The organism is Streptomyces sp. NPDC031210 (assembly GCF_055570395.1).
In genome coordinates, this window is record NZ_JBVIHH010000014.1 from 1 (window position 1) to 21,189 (window position 21,189).

Genomic DNA, 21,189 nt, shown 5'->3' on the forward strand with positions numbered 1-21,189 from the left:
GTGTGTTGTGGGGCCTGCTGCGTGACGCGCGAGTCTTCACCTCCGCCCCGCCGGTCACGCAAGCGGCTTGACTTCGTCATTGAGACTCCTGTGGCGGCGGTGACCCGCCGGTGGCGGTGTTGTCGCGGGCGACGTCCCGCTGTGGTGGACCGGACAGGAGTACCCGGACGGCGCAATCCCGTAACGCTCCGGTGGGCGCGGCTGCCGCAACGGCCCAGCCGCCTCCACCGGTACGGCGGTGCGGCTGCACGTCGGGACGTCGGGACGTCGGGACGTTCGGAAGCCGAGTGCCTGTCACGCGTCCTGACGGCGGCACGAAGTCGCGCCTCATGTCCAGGAAGACACACCGGCCGTGCGGGTGATGTACCCGCGTACCCGGTGACGGTCGGGGTCGGCAAGGGCAGGCATGGCGAGCGGGCAGCGAATCGTGCGCCCGCGGCACAGCCGGTCGGAGACGATCCGTACCACCCCGGCCGGTGCGGAAAGGAGAGCGGCGTCGATGATCCCTCTACGACGCATGGCGGCGGCTACCGCGACGCTGGCCGCACTGACCGGCATCTCCGCGACCACCGCGAGCTCCGCCTACGCGGTGGCGGCGGCACAGGACGAGGCGAAGACGGCCGACGCCACCCTCGTGCGTGATCACCTGAAGCTGGAGGCGGACGTCAAGGCGCTGGCGGCCGGCCTGCACATCGATCTGCCCGACGACGCCGACCCTGAGCGGGTGAACGCCCTCATGATGGGACGGACCCAGGCGGGCACGAGCAGCGACCTCGGCGCCACCGTGCGCACCGGCGAGTGGGCGGGCCCATGGTCACTGGCCGGCAGCGGCGCGGCGGTAGCGGCCGGCGGAGCCTATTGGCTCACCCGCGCCCGCCGCCCGGCTGCCGACCACCCCTGACCGGGCACGTGTCGTCGCGGCGAGCGCCCGCACTCAGTCGGGGCGGTCGGCGGTCACCAGCCATGCCGTGCTGCGCAGCCGGACCGCGCCGTCGTCCTCGTGTCGGCGCAGGTGCTCCGTGAGCGCCTCGCGGGCGCGCTGCCGCGTCTCCTGGCTCACCTGGCCGGTCAGGTGCCGCCCGGGACCGGTGTTCAGGAGGAACGCCGCCGCCTCGTCGGCGCTTCGCCCCCAGTCCCCGTACGCCTCCACCTGGCGCGGCGCGATGCTTACGAACCCGGCCTCGGACAGCACCGCCCGGATGCGGTCCGGATCCGCCAGGGAGAACATCCCCGGAAGTCCCGGCTTTCCGAAGTCTCCGACGGGCAGATGGTCCCGCATCGCCAGCATCGCCTCCACCCACCCGTTGAGCGCGCCATCCGCCGCGCAGATGAACGCCAGCCGGCCACCGGCCCGCAGCGCACGGCCGATGTTGGCGAACGCGGCGACCGGGTCGGCGAAGAACATCACCCCGTAACGGCTGAGGGCCGCGTCGAATCCGCCCGGTTCGAAGGGGTGGACCTGGGCGTCGGCGCGGTCGAACGTCACGTTGCCGAGGGCCTCGTCCGCCGCGGTCGCACGGGCGCGTTCGAGCATGGGAGCCGACAAGTCGACACCGAGAGCGCGCCCTTGGGGCGCTCGCCGGGCGGCGAGCCGTGTCGTCTGCCCGGCCCCGCATCCGATGTCGAGCACCCGGTCGCTCGCGCCGATCGCGGCGGCGGCGAGCAGCGGTTGGTTGAAGCCCGCGTTCACGGCGTCCCAACGGTCCTGATGGCGGGCCCAATACGCTCCCTCGTCACCGTTCCATGCCTGCGCCTGCTCGGCGTTGGCGACATCGCTCATGGGATTTCCTCCTGCGGGGCGGCGCGTCGAGGCGCCGACGAAATAATGATGGGCGTGTGCCCATCAAGGTATGGGCACACGCCCATACTGGCAACCGCCGGAACCTGCCAGGATGCGGATGCCGGATACCGGACTCACCTCAGGAGGGACCCCATGTCACCGCGCGGAGTGGCGATGCCCGACGTCCGGGAGCGGCTGTTCACCGCCGCGGAGCGGGTGCTGGCCAGGGAGGGCCCCGGCGCCCTGACCAGCAGGGCGATCACCAGTGAGGCGGGCTGCGCCAAGGGCTTGCTGCACGCCCACTTCGCCGGCCTGGACGAGTTCGTGGCCGACCTGTGCCTGGACAGGTTCGCCCGCACCGCGCGGCAGGCCGAGGAGCTTCCCGGCCGGGCGGGCCAGGACACCGTGGCGGCCAACCTCAGCGGCGTGGCGCTCGCCCTCTTCCGGTCCGGCGGCCCGACGATCGCCGCACTGGCCATGACGCGCCCCGCCGCCTCGCTCCGGATTCGCCAGGCCCTGGAGGCCGGAGCCCCGGGCTTCTCGGCGATCCAGGAGTCGATCGCCCGTTACCTGGCCGCCGAACAACGCCTCGGCCGGTTCGCGGCGGACACGGACACCACCGCCACCGCCCTCGCCGTGGTCGGCGCCGTCCACCACCTCCTGATGACCGGCTGGCCCGGCGCACCGGACCCCGTCGAGCAGGTGGAACGGCTGGTAACCACGCTCACGGGAGACGCGGGGGGCGCGAGTACCGCCCAGCGCTCCAGCTCTGGCTCAAGGCCCGCCGGCCGGCTCGACCCCGGCGAGTAGCTGCTCCAGCGCCGCCTGATCGGGCCCCACGAAAGGTGCCGCACCGGCCGCCGAGACCAGTGCGTCTCTCACCGGTCGGCAGCCCGAGCCCGGTGTCGACGACGACGGGCTCGGCGGCTTCCGGTGATCTCTCCGCGCCGGCAGCAGGCGCCCGGCGCTCTTCCCTCGTTCGGCGGACTGTACGGGTGGTAGCTCTCCCACCCGGGTTTTCCGTTTCCCCTCGTAGGGGAGTCAGCGTCGGGAGGGGAGCCAGCGGAGGAATTTTCCGCGCGGAAAGGAGAGGAAGCAGCGTGGCCGATGACGGGCTCGATGATTTTCTGGAGCTTCTCACCCCCGAAAACCGGGAATGGCTGCAAACCCGGCCAAGGGAGACGCAACTGGCCTGCGCCGGACGTCATCTTGAGGTGATGGAGGGCGAGAAACGCAACAGGCTGGAGTCTTACGACGTCCTGAACCCCGACGTGGACGGAGTGGCGCTCGGCGATCTCCAGGACCCGGCGAAGGTGGCCAACGCCCTGGTGCGGCAGGAGCGGGAGCAGCGGGGATAGCCTCGCGGTCGCGGTCGCGGTCCCGGTCCGGCGCGACGGGCGACGGCACTCGGCGGGGAGCCGCGCGCCGGCCGAATGTCTGGACTCGTACCGGGTAGCCGGGACTGTGAACCACCGAAGTGAGCTATGAGGCGGAAGGAGTTCAACGTGCTGATGGCCCACCCCGCAGTTCTGCGCGAGCTCGTCGAACAGTACGAGGCACTGGAGATCCTGCACGCCGAGCAGGGGAGCGAAGAAGTCCGGCAGCGGATGGACGACGTCGCCTACACCCTCTGCATCTCCACCGGCACCGCAGACGTCGACGCCGCGTTGATCGCGGCTCGCCACGGCCTGCCCGGAGCGCGGGTGAAGGACGACAGCCTCCTCGCCCGGTGACGGACGGGCCCCTTCCCCCTGCCACCTGACGGTCGGCGGTCAGCGCCCGTACATCCCCCGGCACAGACGCAACAGGTCCGAGCGGACCTTGCCGGAGGCCATGCGGCACATCACGGCCGGATCGATGGTCGACCGCCGCCCCAGATCTGGACCGGACGGTTTCCGACCGGACGGCTGACGACCGGTCGACGTGTGACCCGACGCGTGCCTCTTCCTTGGGTGCTGGGCCGGGTGCGGGTGGCCGCGTCGTTGCGGTGCCTGGCGGATGCGCGGTCCTCGGCGGGGTGCCGGCCGGGCCTGCTCCTGCCGGTCGTCGCCCCGGGCGGTGGTCTTCACGCGCCGTTTCGGCTTTCCGGGGCGGTGGGACTCCTGTACCACGATGAGTTGTTCCCGGGCGGGCTCCGGCGCCGGCATGAGCTGCGGCGAGGGCCGGTCGGGCGCGACCACACGGCCGCCGGGGCGTGGAGCCGGTTCCGGGACGGAGGGAGAGTGGGATACGGCCACACAGCCGGTCGTGGACAGCAACATGATCGCCGTAGTAGCGAGGAGACGAGGTAGGCGCACGACGCTACCGTGCCGGAGGTAGGCGGGCCGTCCAACCGACGCGCCGGGGAGTCACGCGGACGAGGTACGGCGGGTGAACGCGGTGACGGTCCGCGCGAGCGCGGGAGCGTGTCTGCGAGCGAACGGCAGAGTGGCCGTCCGGGGCACTTACGCGCTCAGCCGCGCGGCCCCGGCGCCGCCGCGTGGGGGCGGCGGCGTCGGGGCCGACGTGTGCTCGGGACGCCACCACATGAGACACCCGCCTGCCGGCGTCCCACGTGAGTGCGGTGTCGAGTCAACGCTTGTTCTGGGCGCCGTTGAGGCCCTTGTTGGTCCCCGAGACCGTGCACTTCAGCAGATCCAGGAGCGCACCCACGTTCGCGTTGAGCTGCTGCGGGACATCGTTGGGCAGGTTCCCGTTGGTCCTCGCCGGGCGCGCGTCCGTGCAACGGCCCATGTCGGCGTGCGCGGTTCCGGCCGAAACGAACCCCACGCTTCCCATCAGCGCGCCCGCACAAGCAGTGAGCACGACCGCCTTCTTCAACCTCTTCATCACGCAACCTTTCCCTTCTCCCGCGCCCCAGTGGCCGGGACTGCGACCGTCGATCACCTCTTCGCCCCCTTCCCTGAGGAGGGCTGCCAAGCAGTGAGCTGGTGTCTGAGTCCCACGCTGCGCCGTCGAGCCGTTCTTCGCCTCGTGGCATGCGCTGATCGGCTGTCGGCCAAAGGTGGAGCAGGTCGGGGGACGGGAGGGGGCTGCCCGGGTCCGTCCACCCAATCTTCGGAGGGCGGGTCGTGCCGCGGGACGCACCTGAATTTCCTGTCCTCTTCGGGTGAAGCGGCCCGCGAAATGCCGTCCCGATTGTCCGCATTCGTACGCGGTGAAGCTCGGGTTGACCGAACCGTGGGCGGTTGCTTCTCGATCGCGTAGGGCGTCTCGCAGCACAGGAGAGTTTCTCGCCGAGCGGCATGAAGTGGGCCAGGGAATTGAGCGTGATCGCCGACCCCCGCGTGGCACTTGGAGTTGGGCTGACCTGGGTCGGAGGACGTGCCCGGGCCGAGGCCGAAGTCCCGTCTGCCGATGTCGTGCATGATTTGCGGGTGGCGTCGGAGCCTCTCTTCATAAGCGAGTTACCCGCCCGTGCCGCGCCGCGACGAAAAGCCTCACGCGTGGTGATTACGTAAACGCCGGTGCCTTGCGTCGACGCCCAGCCGGCTGAACTCTTCGGTCTGGAAGGAGTTTTCCCGCTCGGTGGGAATGGCCCCTCGCTTTCGGGAATCGCGCGCCTTTTCGCCGGATGGGAGGAGGGCCTGGCTTCGACTCCCGGGGAGGCTTCAGCTCTTCTGGAGAGACGCGAGTCGGGTGCTCGGGTTGACCCGGTGCCCGGTCGTCAGGTCGCCCGGTACCGCCGCGGGTGGGCGCGGCGAAGAGGCCGCCGGCCACCGGTGGAGGTTCGCTCCTCCACCGGGCCGGCGGCCTCCCCACGCTCCGTCCTCAGGCTTTCCGCCTCACGCGCCCCCTGGCGGTGCGCCCGGTCTCACCCGTCCCCGTCCCGGTCCCAGCGGTAGAACTCCTGGGCCATCGCGTCCTTCGGGCCGCGCCAGGTTTCGGGATCGTAGGGAGTGACGTAGGTGGACAGCTTGTCGCTGATGTCGCGGAAGGCCGGGTGCCCGGTCAGCTTCGCGATCGCGGGGCCGGGAGGCCGGTCGGCTTCGATGAAGTGCAGGTAGACGTCACCGAATTGGAAGAGGCTCCGCTTGGTGATGCCCACCAGGTGCGGCAGGTCCGTGCGGTCGGAGGCCGCGAAGAGATCGGCGATCTCCGCGGCGGATTGCGGTTTCATGCGGGCGACGATGAGAGCGTGGTGCATCAGCGGATCCCTTCGGTGCCGACGACGTGCCGACGACGTGCTGACCACATGCCGATGACGTGCCGACCGTGAGCCGACGACGTGCCGGCGGAGCTGGGCTGCCGGTGCCCGCCGCGGGGCGCGGCGGGCCGGACTCGGGCAGGGGCGGCGTCAGTTGACGGGGGTCGGCGCGGTGGCCCGGAGGTCGCGGGCACGCTGTTCGATCTTGTCCCGGATGAGTTCCATCTGGACGCGGGAGTTGCGGTTGATGCGTTCGGTCATGGCCTCGTCGTCGATCGGGGCCTCGGGCTTCATCGCGAAGTCCTGCGTCCAGCGCATCCTCGTCCCGCTCGGCGTCTCGGCGTACGCCCAGTGGATGTCCATGTGCTGGAACGCTCCGGTCTCGACGCGGCGGGCGCGGACGGTGAGCCCGTCGCGGTCGGTGACGCGTTCGGAGACCCAGCTCCAGGCCGTGCCGTTCTCGTCGGGGTGCATCGTCAGCCGGAACGTCGTGGTGTCGCCCTCGCGGGAGAGGACCTCGACGGCCGCGTACTCGCTGAACAGCCGCGGCCAGTTCTCCAGGTCGTTGGTCATGTCCCAGACCAGGTCGAGGGGCGCCGCGATGGTGATCTCGTTCTCCGTGTGGCCGGCCATGTCAGGCTCCTGTCGTGAGGGAAGAGTTGGCGAGTTCGAGGAAGTCACGCGGGGTCTTGCAGCGCTCGGCGTCCTTGGGCATCACCAGGCCGCGACCGTTCTCCAACTCGCCCACGATGCCCAGGAGGCCGAGGGAGTCGAGGCCGAAGTCGGCGAACGTCGCGTCGGGCCGGTCCGCCATGTCCTGAGGGTCGACGGTGACGCCGGCGGCCGACTTCATCAGCGCGGCCAGTTCTTCCAGGGTCAGTTCGGCGTTCATGAGTTCCTCCTCCTTCTCACAGAGGGCTCGCGGTGCTCTCGCGCAGCACGAGCGCCGCGTTCGAGCCCATGAGTCCCCGGCTCAGTACCAGTGCCGTCCGCAGCTCCGCGGGGCGGGCCCAGCCGGTCACCAGATCGAGGTCGTGGCACACGTCGACGACGTTGGGTGTGGGCGGCACGAGGCCGTGCTCCATGGCGAGCAGCGCGGCCGCCGTGTCCAGCACGGGAGCGCCGCAGTACGCCCGGCCGGTGCCGGTCTTGGGCGCGGTCACGGGAACGCGCGAGGCACGCCGGCCCAGGGTGTCGGCGAGCGCCAGGGCCTCGGCGCGGTCGGCCGCGGGCACACCGAGCGCGTCCGCGAACACCACGTCGATCTCCTCGGGTGCGCAGCGCGCGTCCCGCAGCGCGCCGCGGATCGCGTGGGCGAGACCCTCGCGGGACTCCTCCCACCGGGAGGCCCCGGTGAACGTCGCGGCGTGACCGGCTATGACCGCGCGCCCCCGCACGCCGCGCTCCCTGGCCGTCCGCTCCTCCTCCACCACCAGCATCGCCCCGCCCTCGGCGGGGACGAACCCGCAGGCGGCCGCGGTGAAGGGGCGGTAGGCGCGGGCCGGGTCGTCGAGGGTGCTGAGCGCGTCGTAGCCGAGCTGGCAGACCACCGAGTACGGCGCCAGCGGTGCCTCGGCCGCGCCCACCACGACGGCGTCGGTGCCGCGCCGGATCGTGTGGCAGGCGTGGGCGAGGGCGTCCAGGCCGCCCGCCTCGTCGCTGGCCACGACCCCGCACGGCCCCTTGAAGCCGCCACGGATGGAGATCTGTCCGGTGCTGGCCGCGTAGAACCAGGCGATGGACTGGTAGGGGCCGACATGGCGGGAGCCCTGGCCCCACAGGTGCTGCAGTTCGCGCTGCCCGAACTCGCCGCCACCGGATCCGGCGGCGGTCACGACGCCCACCGCGAACGGTGAGCCGTTGTAGTCGGCGCGCCCGAGCCCGGCGTCGTCCAGCGCGAGGTTGGCCGCCGCCATGGCGAAGTGCGTGAACCGGTCGGTCTGCACCAGGTAGCGCTCTTCGATCAGCGCCGCCGGGTCGAAGTCGCGGACCTCGCCGGCGACCCGTAGCGGCATGTTCTGGCAGCCGTCGCGGGTGACCAGGTCCAGGACGCTGATGCCCTCCTTGGTCGCTTTCCAGAAGGCTTCGGTGCCGACGCCGTTGGGCGCGATCACACCGATGCCCGTGACGACGCTACGGCTCCTGCGCGGCGAGCTCATCAAGCCCTCCCCTCCGGTCGGCTCAGGACCACCGCTGACTGGAACCCGCCGAAACCGCTGCCGATCGACAGCACGGACCGCAGCGGCACCGCGCGGGCCGTGCGCGGCACGTAGTCCAGGTCGCACTCCGGGTCCGGAGTCTCGTAGTTGGCCGTGGGCGGCACGACCTGACGGGTCAGCGCCAGCACACACGCCACGATCTCGATCGCGCCGATCGCGCCCAGCGAGTGGCCCACCATGGATTTGATGGAACTCATCGGCACGTCGTAGGCGTGCGCGCCCAACGACCGCTTGACGGCGGCCGTCTCGTGGCGGTCGTTCTGCTGGGTGCCCGAGCCGTGCGCGTTGACGTAGTCGATCCGCGAGGCGTCCATCCTGGCGTGGTCGAGCGCCCGGTTGATCGCCTCGGCCATCTCCAGGCCCTCCTGGGTGAGGCCGGTCATGTGGTACGCGTTGCCGAAGGTGGCGTACCCGCGGATCTCGCAGTGGACGGTCGCCCCGCGGGCACGGGCGTGCTCCAGCTCTTCCAGGACGACGACGCCGGCGCCCTCGCCCATCACGAAACCGTCGCGGTGGGCGTCGAACGGCCGGGACGCGTGGGCCGGGTCGTCGTTGTTCGCCGAGGTCGCCTTGATCGCGTCGAAGCAGGCCACGGTGATGGGCGAGATCGGCGAGTCCGAGGCGCCGGCGACGCACACGTCGACCCGGCCCTCCTCTATGGAGTGGAAGGCGTAGCCGATCGCGTCCAGGCCCGAGGTGCAACCCGTCGACACGGTCTGCACCGGCCCGTGCGCGCCGACCTGTTCCGCCACCTCGGAGGCGAGGGAACTGGGCGAGAACGCCCGGTGCAGATGCCGGCCCGCCGGCCGGGGGTCCACGTCCCACCGCTGCCCGGAGGCGCTGACGGCGACGTAGTCGTGCTCCAGGCGGGTGGTGCCGCCGACCGCGGTGCCCAGCGAGACGCCGACGCGCCACGGGTCGACCGTCCCGGTGTCCAGCCCGGCGTCGCGCATCGCCTCGGCGGTGGCGACCCTCGCGAACTGCACGTAGCGGTCGCAGCGCTCCACCTGCTCCTGGCTCAGGCCGTGTGCCGCGGGATCGAAGTCGCACTCGGCGGCTATACGGGAGCGGAACCCTTCGGCGTCGAAGAGCGTGATGCCCCGGGTCGCCGTCCGGCCGGCGGCGAGCAGGTCCCAGAAGGCGGGCACCCCCACGCCACCCGGGGCGACGACGCCCATACCGGTGACCGCGACGCGCCGGGTCATGACACCGGCTCTGTGCGTTCGGGCGGGCCGGCCTGCGCCGCGCGGTGCGTGCCCGCGCCCTTCGTGCCCGCCGGGCGGGCCTCCGCCGTGTCGGTGCCCTCGGTGTCCACGTGACCGAGCTCCGGGCGCGGAGCCAGCGGGCCGAGGTGGAAGACCATGCGGACTTCCTCGTCACCCACGTTGCGGAAGCGGTGGCGCACGTAAGGGGGGATCAGCAGCCCCTGGTCGGGCCGCATCGGGTGCGGCGCGCCGTCCAGGTCCACCTCCACCGTGCCGCTCACGACGTACACGAACTCCTCGGAGTACGGGTGGTAGTGCTCGCCGATGCGCTCACCGGGCTGCACGAGGGCCATGCCCATGAAGCCGCTCGTCGCGCCCACCGCGCCGGGTGTCAGCATGGCGCGCAGGTCACCTCCGCGCCGGCGGTTGGGCTGGGTCTCGCTGAGGTCCACGATGCGTGGGTGGTAGCTGGTCATGGCGGGGTTCCTCCAGAGTGGGTGGGGCCGGCGCGGGGGTGAGTTGACGACGGCTGACGCGCGAGCGCGTGCTCAGGAGTCCGTCGCCCTGCGGTCGGTGATCAGGTCCATGTCGCAGCGCGCGAGGAAGCGCGAGAGCTCACGGCCGGTGGACAGGCCGCCTGCCACATCGGTGTCGAGCAGCCGCCTCAGCACGGCCGCCATACGTGGCCCCTGCACACCGAGCGCCCTGACGGGCTCGCTCTCCAGAGGCACCTGGAGGTCGATCAGCCGGACGACGATGTCGTCGCGCTGGAAGACGGTGCTGCCCCATACCGGGCTCGCCGGGTCCTGCGCGGCACGCTCGTCCTGACGGGCCAGCATGCGGGCCAGCAGCATGCCGCACCCCGGCTTGGCCGGGTAGCTCAGCGCGTGGCGCCGTACGTCCCCCGGCACCGGCCCGGCGGCCCCCACGTGGTGCACGGCGGGCAGTGCGGCCCGGGTGAAGAACATCCGGGCGGACTCGGGGTCGCTGAGATCCCGGTCCTGCTCCAGATACGGGTTGATGGCTTCCTCGACCGCTCTGACCTCGGGCTGCCGCGAGACGTGGCGCAGCGCCGCGACGAGGTCGCCCTGCACCTCGATGGCCCGCACGACGCGGTTTCCGTGCATGTAGAGCGAGGTGCGGCGCAGCCGGGTCCCGTCGTCGACCCGCGCCTTGGGAGAGGTGTAGCCGGCCAGGATGTCCGCGACCATCGACTCGCTGCCCGGCTTCACGGTGAAGGTCAGGGCGTGGCGGACCACACCGTCCCCGATCCGCGGGGCGGCCTGGAGGTGGCCCTTGGAGGGCTCCAGGGTCCCCGAGACGACGTTCGACGTCTCCCGCAGCACGCTGAAGCGCAGGGATCGGGTGTCGCGGACGCAGCCGTGCAACGGCTGGACCATCCGGACGTGTTCCTCGCTGTTCACCCACGCCAGGAACGGCGGCGCGCTCTCCCATTCGCTGGTGATGAGCCACTGCGAGGGGTTCTCGATGGACTGGCACAACTGGTCGGTGATGTGCCCGGGCACGGACGCCACCTGGTTGCGAAGCTGCTCGTACGCCTCCAAGAAGCGCTGCTGCGCGCCTTCGTGGAGATCCAGCAGGAGAACGACCCTGATTCTGGAGCCGTCGAAGGCGGACTGCGATATTCGCTCGGAAAGCGTGGTCATGGTCTACGCATCTCCTTCGAACTGGTGCGGCTCCTGTGGTGGGCCGACAGGTCCGGTGGCCCCGGGGCTCCGGCCGGGAGCGAGCGGACGACCCGCCCCGGTGAGGTCGGCCGTCCCGGATCCGATCGTGGTCCGGGCCCACCGGCGGCGCGATATCTGTGAGCCATGCGGGTGAAACCCGGGCCGTGCCCTCGGCGGCCGGGTACGTACAACCCCATTCGCCCGAAGCCATCGCCGTACGCGCCCGTGGACCTGGAGCAGACCATGAACCCCAAGGCCGACGACACCTACCCGGTACTCATCGTGGGCGGGTCCCTCGTGGGCCTGTCCGCCTCGCTGTTCCTCGGGCGCCTGGGCGTCCGGCACCTGCTCGTGGAGAAGCACTCCGACACCTCACGCCACCCGCGCGGACGCGGGAACAACGTCCGCACGATGGAGCTGTTCCGCGTCGCGGGCGTGGAGGAGCGGATCCGGCGGGCCGCCTCCGTCCTGGCGGACAACCAGGGCATCCTGCAGGCCGGTTCGCTCACCGACGACGACCAGAAGTGGCTGGTCAAGGACATGAACCCCGGTGGCGGACTGGCCCGCTTCAGCCCGACCGGATGGTGCCTGTGCAGCCAGAACGACCTCGAACCGGTCCTGGTGCGCGGTGCCCGCGAACACGGTGGCGAACTGCGCTTCGCCACCGAACTCCTCTCCTTCGACCAGGACGCGCGGGGCGTGACCGCGCAGCTCAAGGACCGGGAGACCGGAGAGCACACCACCGTACGCGCGGACTACCTCATCGCCGCCGACGGACCCCGCAGCCCCGTACGGGAACGGCTCGGCATCGGGTGCGGCGGGCCCGGCGACCTGTTCCACAACGTGAGTGTCACCTTCCGCGCACCGGGCCTCGCCGAAGTGGTGGGCGACCGCCGCTTCATCGCCTGCTACCTCACCCACCCCGGGGCGGACGGAACGCTGCTGCCGGTGGACAACCACGAGCAGTGGGTCTTCCACGCGCCCTGGCACCCCGACCAGGGGGAAACCCTGGAGGACTTCACCGACGAGCGGTGCGCGGACCAGATCCGCCGGGCAACGGGCGTACCGGACCTGCGAGTTGAGATCACCGGAAAGGCACCCTGGCACGCCGCGGAACGCGTCGCGGAGCGCTACGCGGCCGGCCGGGTCTTCCTCGCCGGCGACTCCGCGCACGAGATGTCCCCCACCGGGGCGTTCGGCTCCAACACCGGCATCCAGGACGCCCACAACCTCGCCTGGAAACTCGCCGCCGTCCTCGGCGGCGCGGCGGGCCCCGACCTGCTCGACACGTACGAGGAGGAGCGGCTGCCCGTGGCGCGCGCGACCAGCGCCCGCGCCTCGGCCCGCTCCGCGGAACACAGCCACCCGGGATACGCCGCCGCCCCCGGCGCGGCCGGCGGCAGACAGAGCGGCGTGCTCACCGTCGCCCTCGCCTACCGCTACCCCCGCGGCGCGGTCGTGGGAGCCGACCCCGAACAGCCCGTGGTACCGGACGGTATGCGGCTGACGGGCGAACCGGGCACCCGCGCCCCCCACATGTGGCTGCGCCGCGCCGGCGCCCGGCTGTCGACCCTGGACCTCTACGAACGGTCCTTCGTCCTGCTCACCGGATCCGCCGGCGCGACGGCCTGGCGGACCGCGGCGAAGACCGTCGCGGCGGCCCGCCGGCCGGTGCGGCTGGACGTCTACAGCGTCGGCACCGACCCGGACGACGACTTCACCCCCGAGACGGACGCCGACTGGGCCCAGATCCACGGGGCGACGCCCGAGGGCGCGGTCCTGGTCCGCCCCGACGGGTTCGTGGCGTGGCGGGCGGAAGGCGTCCCGGCCGATGCCGGGGCGGCGCTCGACGAGGTCCTGGGGTCGCTGCTCCGGCGGAGCTGACACGGGCGGCCCGGGCGCGCGGCGCCCTGTCGGTGCCGGCCGTGGCCGGTCCCGCGCACACCGTCGTCAAGCGGCGGGAAGATGCCCGGCCCCCGCGGCCTCCCGACCGACCGGGGGGCCACGGCCGGCGAACGCCCGACCGCCGACCGGGCCGCCTCGCGAGGACGGGTGTGTCAGCGTCCTTCCGCCGGGTAACCGCACGCCGGGGGACGCTACGGTCACGGCCGTCTTCACCCCGCCGGGGCCGTGGCGGACGCCTCGCCGTACCGGCCGGGCCCCGGGAAGCGGCGCTGGGCCATTCGTGGTGTCATCGAAGGCGAGGCAAGCAACGCTCACGAACAGGCAAGCAACGCTCACGGAGCGGGAGGAACCATGGCCACTAACCTGCGAGCCCGGGACATCATGACCAGCGGCGTGCAGTGCGTCGGCGCGCACCAGAACCTGGCCGACGCGTCGAGGATGATGCGCGACCTGGGCGTCGGGTGCCTGCCCATCTGCGGTGACAACAACAAGCTCACCGGCCTGATCACCGACCGCGACATCGTCATCTCGTGTTGCGCCGAAGGGATCGACCCGTCGACGGTGGAGGCCGGTTCCCTCGGCGGAGAGCTGCACTGGATCGACGCGGAAGCCGCTGCCACCGAGGTCCTGGAGACCATGGAGCGGAACCACATCAAGCGCCTGCCGGTGATCGATGTCCAGGGCGGGCACCGCCTGGTCGGCATGATCACCGAGGCCAACATCGCCAAGAACCTCAGCGATGACCAGATCGCGGAATTCGCCAGCCGCGTGTACGCGACCACCGGTTGACCGTCCCTTGACCACCGGCTGACCAGCCGCTGGTCCACCCGCACCGCCGCGTGGCCGCACCGGTTCCGGCCGGCTCACCTTCCGCCGGCTCAACCCTCCCCGGCCACGCGGACCCGTAAGGCGGCGGCAAGGACAACCCACGGTGTCCACAACCGACCGGCCGTGCGGAGGGTCTAACCGTGCATGACACGACGATTGCGACTCCTCCCGCGGCGGTCGGCCGCCGTTCGCCGGGCGGGCGCGGCGCTGGCCCTCGCCGCCCTGACCGTTCCGCTGACGGTGGCCGCGGGCACGCCGGCGCGGGCCCACGCCCCGGACCTACCGCGGGCCCACGCGCCGGCCGCCGCCTCCGCGTGCACCGCCTCCCGCGGCCCGTACCAAAGGCAGGCCGAGAGGTTCCTCGGACGGGTGGTCGACGGCCGCCAGTCGGCCGGTGACTGCCGTGCGATCCGCGCCTTCCAGACCGGCCACGGCATCACCCCGAACATCGGGTACGCCGGGCCCGTCACCTGGGGCGTGATGCGGGTCGTCGCGCGGCAGCAGGCGGCCGGACGCCACCCGAACAGCGCGCACAAGTGCCCCACGAACAAGGGGCGAATAGCGTGCGTCGATCTGACCCGCCAACTGAGCTGGATACAGGACGGATCGAGGCTGGTGTTCGGGCCGGTGCCGATCCGCAGCGGCCGGGACGGCTACGAGACCCGCACCGGCGCGAAGAAGATCTATTGGCGGCATCTGCACCACGTCTCGACGCTCTACAACGTGCCGATGCCGTACAGCCAGTTCTTCGACGGCGGGCAGGCGTTCCACTCCATCAGCGGCAGCGTCTGGTCGGCGCCCGGTTCGCACGGCTGCGTCAACATGCGTACGGGCGACGCGAAGAAGTACTGGTCCCTGCTCAGGAATGGTGACGACGTGCAGGTGTACGGGCGCAAGCCCGGTACCTGAGAGCCCCAGGGACGGGAGGGGCGTCGGGCCGACCTGGCCCGGCGCCCCTCGCGTCTCCCCAGCAGCCCGCCGAACATGCGGAGCACGCGGCGCCTTACGAGCCGAGCGCATGCCCCGTCGTCGCGTCGACGTGGTCGGGAACGTCGTCGTGCCGGTCGCCGACCGTCGATGTCCCGGTGGGCTCGAAGAGGAGGATGGCGGCGCCGACCGGCGAGGACGGTTGGTGCTCGGTGCCTCGCGGGACGGTGAAGACCGCGCCCTGGGGGAGGGTGACCGTGCGCTCCCCGGCGGCCTCGCGCAGGGAGATGCGCAGTTCGCCGTCGAGGACGAGGAAGAACTCGTCGGTGTCGTCGTGGACGTGCCAGAGGTGGTCGCCCCGGACCTTGGTGACGCGTACGTCGTAGTCGTTGACGCGCGTGACGATGCGGGGGCTCCACAGGGTCTCGAAGGAGGCCAGCGCCTCGTGCAGGGCGATCGGTTCGTTGCTCATGGGCTCATCCTCCGGCGCGTCGCGGTACCGGCGTGAGTGCTAGAAATAGCGTATGCCGCAAGAATCCTCGCATGCCTCCTCGCACGCGACGGGCAGGGCGGGCCCGCACCGGGTCGTCGTGATCGTCGACGCGAACTCCAACCCCTTCGAACTGGGCTGCGCCACCGAGGTGTTCGGCCTGAGCAGGCCCGAAATCGGCCGTGACCTCTACGACTTCAGGCTCTGCTCGCCCGAGCCCCGCACCCTGATGCGGGACGGATTCTTCACGCTCACGGGCGTCGCCGATCTCGCGGCGGCCGACGCGGCGGACACCTTGATCGTCCCCAACCGGCCCGATGTCGAGGTGCCCCGCCGCCCCGCCGTGCTCGACGCCGTCCGGCGGGCCCACGCGCGCGGTACCCGCCTGATCGGCTTCTGCAGTGGCGCGTTCACCCTGGCCGAGGCCGGCGTCCTCGACGGGCGCCGGGCCACCGCGCACTGGCAGTGGGCGGACTCCTTCCGCGCCCGCTTCCCCGCCGTCCGGCTCGAACCGGACGTGCTGTTCGTGGACGACGGCGACATCCTCACCGCCGCGGGGAGCGCGGCCGCGCTCGACCTCGGGCTGTACGTGGTGCGCCGCGATCACGGCATGGAGGTCGCCAACGCGGTGAGCCGGCGGCTGGTCTTCGCGGCGCACCGCGACGGTGGGCAGCGGCAGTTCGTGGAGCGGCCCGTGCCCGAGGTGGCGGACGAGTCCCTGGCGCCCGTCCTGGCCTGGGCGCGGGAGCGACTGGGCGCACCGCTCACGGTGCCGGACCTCGCGGCCCGGGCGGCGGTCAGCGCGGCGACGCTGCACCGGCGCTTCCGGGCGCAGCTCGGTACGACACCGCTGGCCTGGCTCACGGGTGAACGGCTGGCCCTGGCCTGCCGGTTGATCGAGCGCGGGGAGACCTCCTTCGATGTCGTCGCACGCCACAGCGGCCTGGGCACCACCGCGAACCTACGGGCGCTGATGCACCGTGAAACCGGGCTCACCCCGTCGGCGTACCGACGCCGCTTCGGACCGGCGGCCGGCCCGGCCGGGGCCGTGGCGTGCGCTTGGGGGGAGCGGCGGGCGGCCTCGTCGCGAACTCCGCCGCGCGCGTCGTGACGGGCGCGGTCCTCTACCGGGGAGTGGCGGGCGGATCGCCGCGGACGGCGTGCAGATAGAGCGTCAGCGTGTCGAGGGTGAAGTAGGAGCTGTAGGAGACGTCGGGGAAGTCGCCGCCGGTGTGGTAGCCGCCGATGACGCCGATCAGGGCGTATCCGCCGAAGTGGCGTATGAGGAAAGGCCCGCCGGAGGTGCCGCCGATATAGCCGGCGCAGGCGATCTCCAGGAAATCGCCGGGGGCGGCGGGGTCGGTGCTGCGGTACCGGTGCGTGGCGGAGGAGCAGTCCAGGGGTTTGGGGTGGGTGGTGTCGTTGCTGCCCGGGTAGCCGATGAGCCGTACGTCGGGGTGGGTGTAGCCCGGGTAGGGCAGGAGGTCGAAGCCGCCGGTCACCTCCTGCACCTCCGCCCCGTCCGCACGCGCCCCGAGCCGCACCACCGCGTAGTCCCAGCGGGCGCCCCCGTCCGTCCCGAGGTCGTAGTAGCGCTGGTCGAGGTAGACCCGGTCGACGGGGAAGACTCCGTGCGGCTTGAGTCCGTCGTGATACTGGGGCACGAACGACAGGTGCCGTCCGGGGGCGGGGGAGCGCAGACAGTGCGCGGCGCTGACCACAAGGTCGCGGTGCGGGCTGCGGACGACCGTTCCGCCGCAGAACCGGCCGGTGTGCCGGCCGTCCGTCCAGAAGAAGGTCCCGACCTGGGGGAGCCCGTCGAAGGGGTGGCTCGGCGGAGCGGGGGGCGCCGTCGCGCGGGGCGTCCACGCGCGCGTGGTGACGGCGGCCGGTTCGGCGGCCCGCATCCGCCGCGCGGTCCAGTACGCGTCGTCCGACGCGCCCCGGGGGCCGGGGGCCGACGACGCGGCGTGCGCGAGCGGCGCGGGCAGGGCGGTGAGCGGCAGTCCGAGAAGCAGGGCGGTGAGCAGCACGGGGAACAGGCGGCGGAGGGCGGGCGGTCTGCGCACGGGCGGGGTCCTCTCCGGGGCACGGCGTACGGACGGAACGGGACACACCGGCACAGCGACCGGTAACCGCGCCGCTGTGCGGGGGAGTTGGCTCGACGTGAGCCTTCCCGGCGCTCGGCCGCCCGCACCACCCCGCTCGCGCCGCCGTGCTCCGGAGCCTCCCGGCGCACGTGCGTCAGAGCACGTCCGTGGCCGAGTCCGCGAGTCGGCGTCGTGCCGCGCGGGCGGCCGGCAGGGCCGAGACGGTCCCGGCGACCACGACCGCGGCGGTGACGACCAGCAGCAGGATGCCCGGTGCGGGGCTCCGGGCGATGCCGGTGCCCCAACCGCTGGTGCTGCCCTGGAGGTTGATGAGCCACTGGGAGGCGAGCACGCCCAGCGCGGTGCCCGACAGCGCGGCGGCCAGGGTGATGAACGCGGTTCCGGAGACGATGACGGCGGTGATCTGACGAGGCGTCAGTCCTACGGCTCTCAGGGCGAGCAGGTCACGGCTGCGGTCGCGCACCCCGGCGCTCACCGTCGTCGAAAGCTCCGCCAGCCCGATCAGGATCAGCACGACGATGAGGCCGACGGTGACGGCGCGCACCGCCGACAACTGGTCGGCGGGGTTGGGGATCGCCCGCACTTCGAGCCGGCCCTCGGACGCCTTGGCCAGGGCGTCGCGCACGGCGGTGGGATCGGTGCCGTGCCCCAGGACCAGGTGGTAGAAGCCGGGGGGCGGCGGGTGGGGCGCGCCGAGCGTTGTGTCATCGGTGTCGCCGCGGCCGGTGTCGTCGGCGCCGGTGCGGTCCCCGACACCGTCGCCGTCCCGCAAGGTGTCCAGGGGGGTGGAGATGACCCGGCCGCCGTCGGACGTCTCGATGCCGCGGCCGACGATGTGCAGGACGTGCGGGCGCCCGGCGACGGTCATCCGGACCCAGTCGCCGACCCGCGCGTCCAGCAGGTCCAGCAGCCCCTGGCCGGCGATCGCCTCGTCGGGGCCCCGGACGGTCCGCCCCTCCACGATGGCGAAGGGGTAGGGCTCGGCGTCCGTCCCCAGCCCGCGCAGCGTGATCGTCCCGGTTTGGCCGGGCACGAGCGCCTGTACCTCGGTGCCGGGGTAGGTGGTGATCCGTGGCTGGGCGGCGAGGAGCCGGCGCACTTCCTCGTCGCCGAGGGTGTCGGAGCGCGCGGTGAGGGCCGCGGGCAGGCCGACGTCCTCGGGATGGGAGGTGAAGCGGTCCAGGGTGCTCCAGGCGCCCAGCGCGATGGTGATGAGCAGCAGCGGGACGGCCAGACGCGCCACGGCCGCCGAGGAGCGCAGCGGGTGGTGGAAGGCGCCGCGCCAGCCGAGGACCAGGGCCGGCGGTATGCGCAGGCCGAGCGCCCGCCGGGTGGTGCCGGACGCCCGGTGGCCGGTGGCGGCCGCCGCCCGGGCGACGGGCACCGGGGGCACCCGCCCGGCCCGCCATGCGGCCAGGCAGGTCGCCGAGCCGATGAAGACCACCACACCGGCGGAGATCACGAAGGGCAGCCAGGTGTGTTCCGGGAGCCGGTGCCACAGGGTCAGCGCCTCCCCGATACGGCCGGGCACCAGAGTGCCGAGCGCCTGCGTGAGCAGCGCCCCGAGGGCGACGCCGATCAGCGCGAAACCCAGATGGAGGGCGAGGAACATGCGGACCACCTGGCCGGGCGTGAACCCGATGGCCTTGAGGATCGCGATGTCCCGCAGATGCCCGCGGACCCGGGCGCTGATCGCGCCGGCCACCGCCAGCGCCGCGGCGAACAGCGCGCCGAGCCCGAACAGGCCGAGCAGCCGGCCCAGGAGCTGGTTCTCCCCCTCGGCCTCGGCCTTGGCCTGCCGCCAGGTGGAGACGTCGGTGATCTGGTCCGCGCCGAGCCGGGTGACCGCCCGCTGCACCACGTAGTCGGTGTCCGCCGGGTCGGTGAGCTGGAGGCCGATGGTCCGGCCGCGCTCGGCCCGGCCCGCGTCGGAGGCGGCGAGCGTCGCGGGCAGCACCCAGGCCACGCCCGGACTCTCGCCGGCGTGGAAGGTGGCCTCGGAGGTGTCCGCGACGCCCACCACCCGCAACGGCGCGGCGAAGCCGCTCAGGGCGAGGGAGTCACCCGGCTTGGCCCACATCGCGCGGGCCACCGCGCTGTCCAGAACGATGCCCTTGGTGGCGCCGGCGTCGGCGCGCGCGTCGAGCCAGCGCCCGGCGGCGAGCTGGGGCGTCGCGACGGCGGGGCGGTTCGGGGCGCCGCGCAGCTCCAGCGTCGCCCTGGCCCCACCGGGCTGGAGGCTCGCGGAGGTGCGGACGGTGGGGAAGGGGCCGGCGGCGGCGCGTACCTCCTCCAGCCCGGCGAGCGAGCCCGCCGGTGCGCCGGCCTGGGTGTGGATCCATACGTGGGCGCCGGAGGACTGGGTGAAGACCCGCTGCCAGGGGTCGGTGGCGTAGGCGAACAGCGCCGTGGCCAGCAGCAGGCAGATGGTGATCCCGGCGGTGGCCAGCACGATGAGTACGGCCGCCGCGCGGTGGGCCCTGAGGTGCGCCGATGCCCAGCGCGCCGCTGCTCGCACGCCGGTCAGTCCTTGAGTCGCAGGACGTCGGCCACACCGGCGGCGGGGCGGTCCGGGCCGCCGCCGAGCCGCGCGTCGTCGACCACCTGGCCGTCGAAGAAGCTGATCACCCGGTCCGCGGCACTGGCCATCCGGGCGTCATGGGTGACCAGCAGGATCGTCTGGCCGCGCTGATGGAAGCGGGTCAGCAGCCGCAGCACCTCCCGGGTGCCCTTGCTGTCCAGGCTGCCGGCGGGTTCGTCGGCGAGCAGCAGGCCGGGGGAGTTGACCAGGGCGCGGGCCAGTGCGACGCGCTGCTGCTCGCCGCCGGACAGCTCGCCCGGCCGGAAGTTCTCCTTGCCGGCGAGGCCCAGCTCCTCCAGCAGCTCGGCGCGGTCGGCGCGGGCCTGCCGGGGGGACCGGCCGGCCAGCAGCGCGGGCAGCTCGACGTTGTCGGCGACGCTGAGGTTGGAGACGAGGTTGAAGAACTGGAAGACGATGCCGATGCGGTGGCGGCGCAGCATCGCCCAGCGGGCCTCGCTGAGGGAGTCGACCTGGCGGCCGTCGAACCACAGGGACCCGCTGTCGGGCCGGTCGAGGCCGCCGAGCAGGTGCAGCAAGGTGGATTTGCCGGCGCCCGAGGGTCCGGTGACGGCGACGAACTCACCGCGCTCGATCCGCAGGTCCACGCCGCGCACGGCGTGGACGGGGGCGGCGCCTTCCGGGTGGTGGGTCTTGACCAAGCCGGCTGCCCGCACGAGCGGGCCGGAGGGCTCGTCCCGGTTCATTCCAACTCCTCTTGACAACGCTCCAGCCAGTCGAGATCCGCCTGGAGATGCAGCATCGCGCCCTCGATCAGCAACTGCGCGACCCGGTTCTCCCGGTCCTCGCCCGCGGCGAGTTTCGACAGGTCACGCATGGTGTTGAGGTAGTGGCGGCGCTGTTTGTTGATCAGGGCGATCTGGTCCGCCGTCCCGGTGTGGGGGGCGAGGGCGAGCTTCATGAAGAACTCGTCCCGTACCCGCGGTTCGGCGGTGGCTTCCTCGAACCACGCGTCGACCGTCTCGCGTCCCGCCTCGGTGATCCGGTAGATCCGCTTGTTCGGGCGATCCGACTGCTCGACGTCCTCGCCCGCGATCAGGCCCGCCTTCTCCAGCCTGCCGAGGGTGACGTAGATCTGGCCGACGTTCGGCTGAGGGTATGCCGCGCCCAGAAGGTTCTCAAGGGCCTGTTTGAGTTCGTAGCCATGTGCGGGCCCGCTGACCAACAGTGCCAGGAGTGGCAGCCGCACGCTCTCCCTCTCCCTCCCCGCCCTACATGTCGGTTATCTGATCCCGTCCGACTGTGAGCCGGATCGCCGTCGTATCTTCCTGCGGCGTCTAGTATCCCGCA

The 21,189-nt window shown here is 72.4% G+C and carries 22 protein-coding genes; 8 read left to right on the plus strand and 14 right to left on the minus strand.

The features are described 5' to 3' along the window. The first annotated feature begins 499 nt into the window (after window positions 1-499). Complete coding sequence (locus tag ACZ45Z_RS24120) at window positions 500-901, plus strand: hypothetical protein (RefSeq protein ID WP_468365966.1); 402 nt, start codon at window positions 500-502, stop codon at window positions 899-901. 33 nt (window positions 902-934) lie between these two features. Here the strand turns inward: ACZ45Z_RS24120 and ACZ45Z_RS24125 are convergent, their stop codons facing one another. Next, window positions 935-1,780, minus strand: coding sequence for a class I SAM-dependent methyltransferase (locus tag ACZ45Z_RS24125; protein WP_468365968.1), 846 nt, complete (start codon window positions 1,778-1,780; stop codon window positions 935-937). Between the two features lie 153 nt (window positions 1,781-1,933). Between ACZ45Z_RS24125 and ACZ45Z_RS24130 the strand changes: the two genes are divergently transcribed. The 3 genes from ACZ45Z_RS24130 (at window position 1,934) to ACZ45Z_RS24140 (ending at window position 3,513) form a co-directional block, all read left to right on the plus strand. Further along, a complete protein-coding gene (locus ACZ45Z_RS24130; protein ID WP_468365971.1) occupies window positions 1,934-2,590 on the plus strand; it encodes a TetR/AcrR family transcriptional regulator in 657 nt (218 codons plus the stop codon). Window positions 2,591-2,880: 290 nt separating this feature from the next. Then, window positions 2,881-3,138: a hypothetical protein gene (locus ACZ45Z_RS24135; protein ID WP_468365973.1), complete on the plus strand. Its 258-nt coding sequence runs from the start codon at window positions 2,881-2,883 to the stop codon at window positions 3,136-3,138. A 147-nt stretch (window positions 3,139-3,285) separates the two neighbouring features. Next, window positions 3,286-3,513, plus strand: coding sequence for a DUF5133 domain-containing protein (locus ACZ45Z_RS24140; RefSeq protein ID WP_468365976.1), 228 nt, complete (start codon window positions 3,286-3,288; stop codon window positions 3,511-3,513). A gap of 838 nt (window positions 3,514-4,351) precedes the next feature. Here the strand turns inward: ACZ45Z_RS24140 and ACZ45Z_RS24145 are convergent. The 8 genes from ACZ45Z_RS24145 to ACZ45Z_RS24180 form a co-directional block, all read right to left on the minus strand. After that, on the minus strand, window positions 4,352-4,609 hold the full coding sequence (locus tag ACZ45Z_RS24145) for a hypothetical protein (protein ID WP_468365979.1): 258 nt from the start codon (window positions 4,607-4,609) through the stop codon (window positions 4,352-4,354). A gap of 985 nt (window positions 4,610-5,594) precedes the next feature. Beyond that, window positions 5,595-5,927, minus strand: a complete 333-nt coding sequence (locus ACZ45Z_RS24150; protein WP_468365981.1) for a TcmI family type II polyketide cyclase — start codon at window positions 5,925-5,927, stop codon at window positions 5,595-5,597. Window positions 5,928-6,077: 150 nt separating this feature from the next. Continuing rightward, window positions 6,078-6,560: an SRPBCC family protein gene (locus ACZ45Z_RS24155; RefSeq protein ID WP_468365984.1), complete on the minus strand. Its 483-nt coding sequence runs from the start codon at window positions 6,558-6,560 to the stop codon at window positions 6,078-6,080. A 1-nt stretch (window position 6,561) separates the two neighbouring features. Further along, window positions 6,562-6,819: an acyl carrier protein gene (locus ACZ45Z_RS24160; protein ID WP_468365987.1), complete on the minus strand. Its 258-nt coding sequence runs from the start codon at window positions 6,817-6,819 to the stop codon at window positions 6,562-6,564. Between the two features lie 16 nt (window positions 6,820-6,835). Further along, on the minus strand, window positions 6,836-8,086 hold the full coding sequence (locus ACZ45Z_RS24165; RefSeq protein WP_468365989.1) for a ketosynthase chain-length factor: 1,251 nt from the start codon (window positions 8,084-8,086) through the stop codon (window positions 6,836-6,838). Then, window positions 8,086-9,351, minus strand: a complete 1,266-nt coding sequence (locus ACZ45Z_RS24170) for a beta-ketoacyl-[acyl-carrier-protein] synthase family protein (protein WP_468365991.1) — start codon at window positions 9,349-9,351, stop codon at window positions 8,086-8,088. The genes ACZ45Z_RS24165 and ACZ45Z_RS24170 overlap by 1 nt, the downstream gene beginning before the upstream one ends. Further along, window positions 9,348-9,827: a cupin domain-containing protein gene (locus ACZ45Z_RS24175; RefSeq protein WP_468365994.1), complete on the minus strand. Its 480-nt coding sequence runs from the start codon at window positions 9,825-9,827 to the stop codon at window positions 9,348-9,350. Before ACZ45Z_RS24175 ends, ACZ45Z_RS24170 begins: the two co-directional genes overlap by 4 nt. 72 nt (window positions 9,828-9,899) lie before the next feature. Then, a complete protein-coding gene (locus ACZ45Z_RS24180) occupies window positions 9,900-11,018 on the minus strand; it encodes a SchA/CurD-like domain-containing protein (protein ID WP_468365997.1) in 1,119 nt (372 codons plus the stop codon). Window positions 11,019-11,282: 264 nt separating this feature from the next. Here ACZ45Z_RS24180 and ACZ45Z_RS24185 point away from each other — a divergent pair, with 264 nt between their 5' ends. From ACZ45Z_RS24185 to ACZ45Z_RS24195, 3 genes are all read left to right on the plus strand, one after another. Beyond that, window positions 11,283-12,923, plus strand: coding sequence for an FAD-dependent oxidoreductase (locus ACZ45Z_RS24185; RefSeq protein ID WP_468366000.1), 1,641 nt, complete (start codon window positions 11,283-11,285; stop codon window positions 12,921-12,923). Window positions 12,924-13,295: 372 nt separating this feature from the next. Next, window positions 13,296-13,733 carry a CBS domain-containing protein gene (locus ACZ45Z_RS24190; RefSeq protein ID WP_468366002.1) on the plus strand — a complete coding sequence of 146 codons (438 nt, stop codon included), beginning with the start codon at window positions 13,296-13,298 and terminating at the stop codon, window positions 13,731-13,733. A gap of 183 nt (window positions 13,734-13,916) precedes the next feature. Continuing rightward, window positions 13,917-14,681 (plus strand): L,D-transpeptidase family protein, encoded by a 765-nt coding sequence (locus ACZ45Z_RS24195; protein ID WP_468366005.1) that lies wholly within the window; start codon window positions 13,917-13,919, stop codon window positions 14,679-14,681. A 94-nt stretch (window positions 14,682-14,775) separates the two neighbouring features. On the opposite strand, the gene ACZ45Z_RS24200 is transcribed toward ACZ45Z_RS24195, so the two are convergent. Beyond that, window positions 14,776-15,171, minus strand: coding sequence for a cupin domain-containing protein (locus ACZ45Z_RS24200; RefSeq protein WP_468366007.1), 396 nt, complete (start codon window positions 15,169-15,171; stop codon window positions 14,776-14,778). Window positions 15,172-15,223: 52 nt separating this feature from the next. Here ACZ45Z_RS24200 and ACZ45Z_RS24205 point away from each other — a divergent pair, with 52 nt between their 5' ends. Next, window positions 15,224-16,300 carry a GlxA family transcriptional regulator gene (locus ACZ45Z_RS24205; protein WP_468366009.1) on the plus strand — a complete coding sequence of 359 codons (1,077 nt, stop codon included), beginning with the start codon at window positions 15,224-15,226 and terminating at the stop codon, window positions 16,298-16,300. A gap of 13 nt (window positions 16,301-16,313) precedes the next feature. Here ACZ45Z_RS24205 and ACZ45Z_RS24210 read toward each other — a convergent pair whose 3' ends face one another. The 4 genes from ACZ45Z_RS24210 to ACZ45Z_RS24225 form a co-directional block, all read right to left on the minus strand. Beyond that, entirely contained in the window at window positions 16,314-17,258 is a 945-nt protein-coding gene (locus tag ACZ45Z_RS24210) for a trypsin-like serine peptidase (protein WP_468366012.1), read from the minus strand. 175 nt (window positions 17,259-17,433) lie between these two features. Then, window positions 17,434-19,818, minus strand: a complete 2,385-nt coding sequence (locus tag ACZ45Z_RS24215; protein WP_468366015.1) for an ABC transporter permease — start codon at window positions 19,816-19,818, stop codon at window positions 17,434-17,436. A gap of 5 nt (window positions 19,819-19,823) precedes the next feature. Beyond that, window positions 19,824-20,585, minus strand: coding sequence for an ABC transporter ATP-binding protein (locus ACZ45Z_RS24220; protein WP_468366018.1), 762 nt, complete (start codon window positions 20,583-20,585; stop codon window positions 19,824-19,826). Beyond that, window positions 20,582-21,088, minus strand: a complete 507-nt coding sequence (locus ACZ45Z_RS24225; protein ID WP_468366021.1) for a PadR family transcriptional regulator — start codon at window positions 21,086-21,088, stop codon at window positions 20,582-20,584. Before ACZ45Z_RS24225 ends, ACZ45Z_RS24220 begins: the two co-directional genes overlap by 4 nt. Window positions 21,089-21,189: the final 101 nt, after the last annotated feature.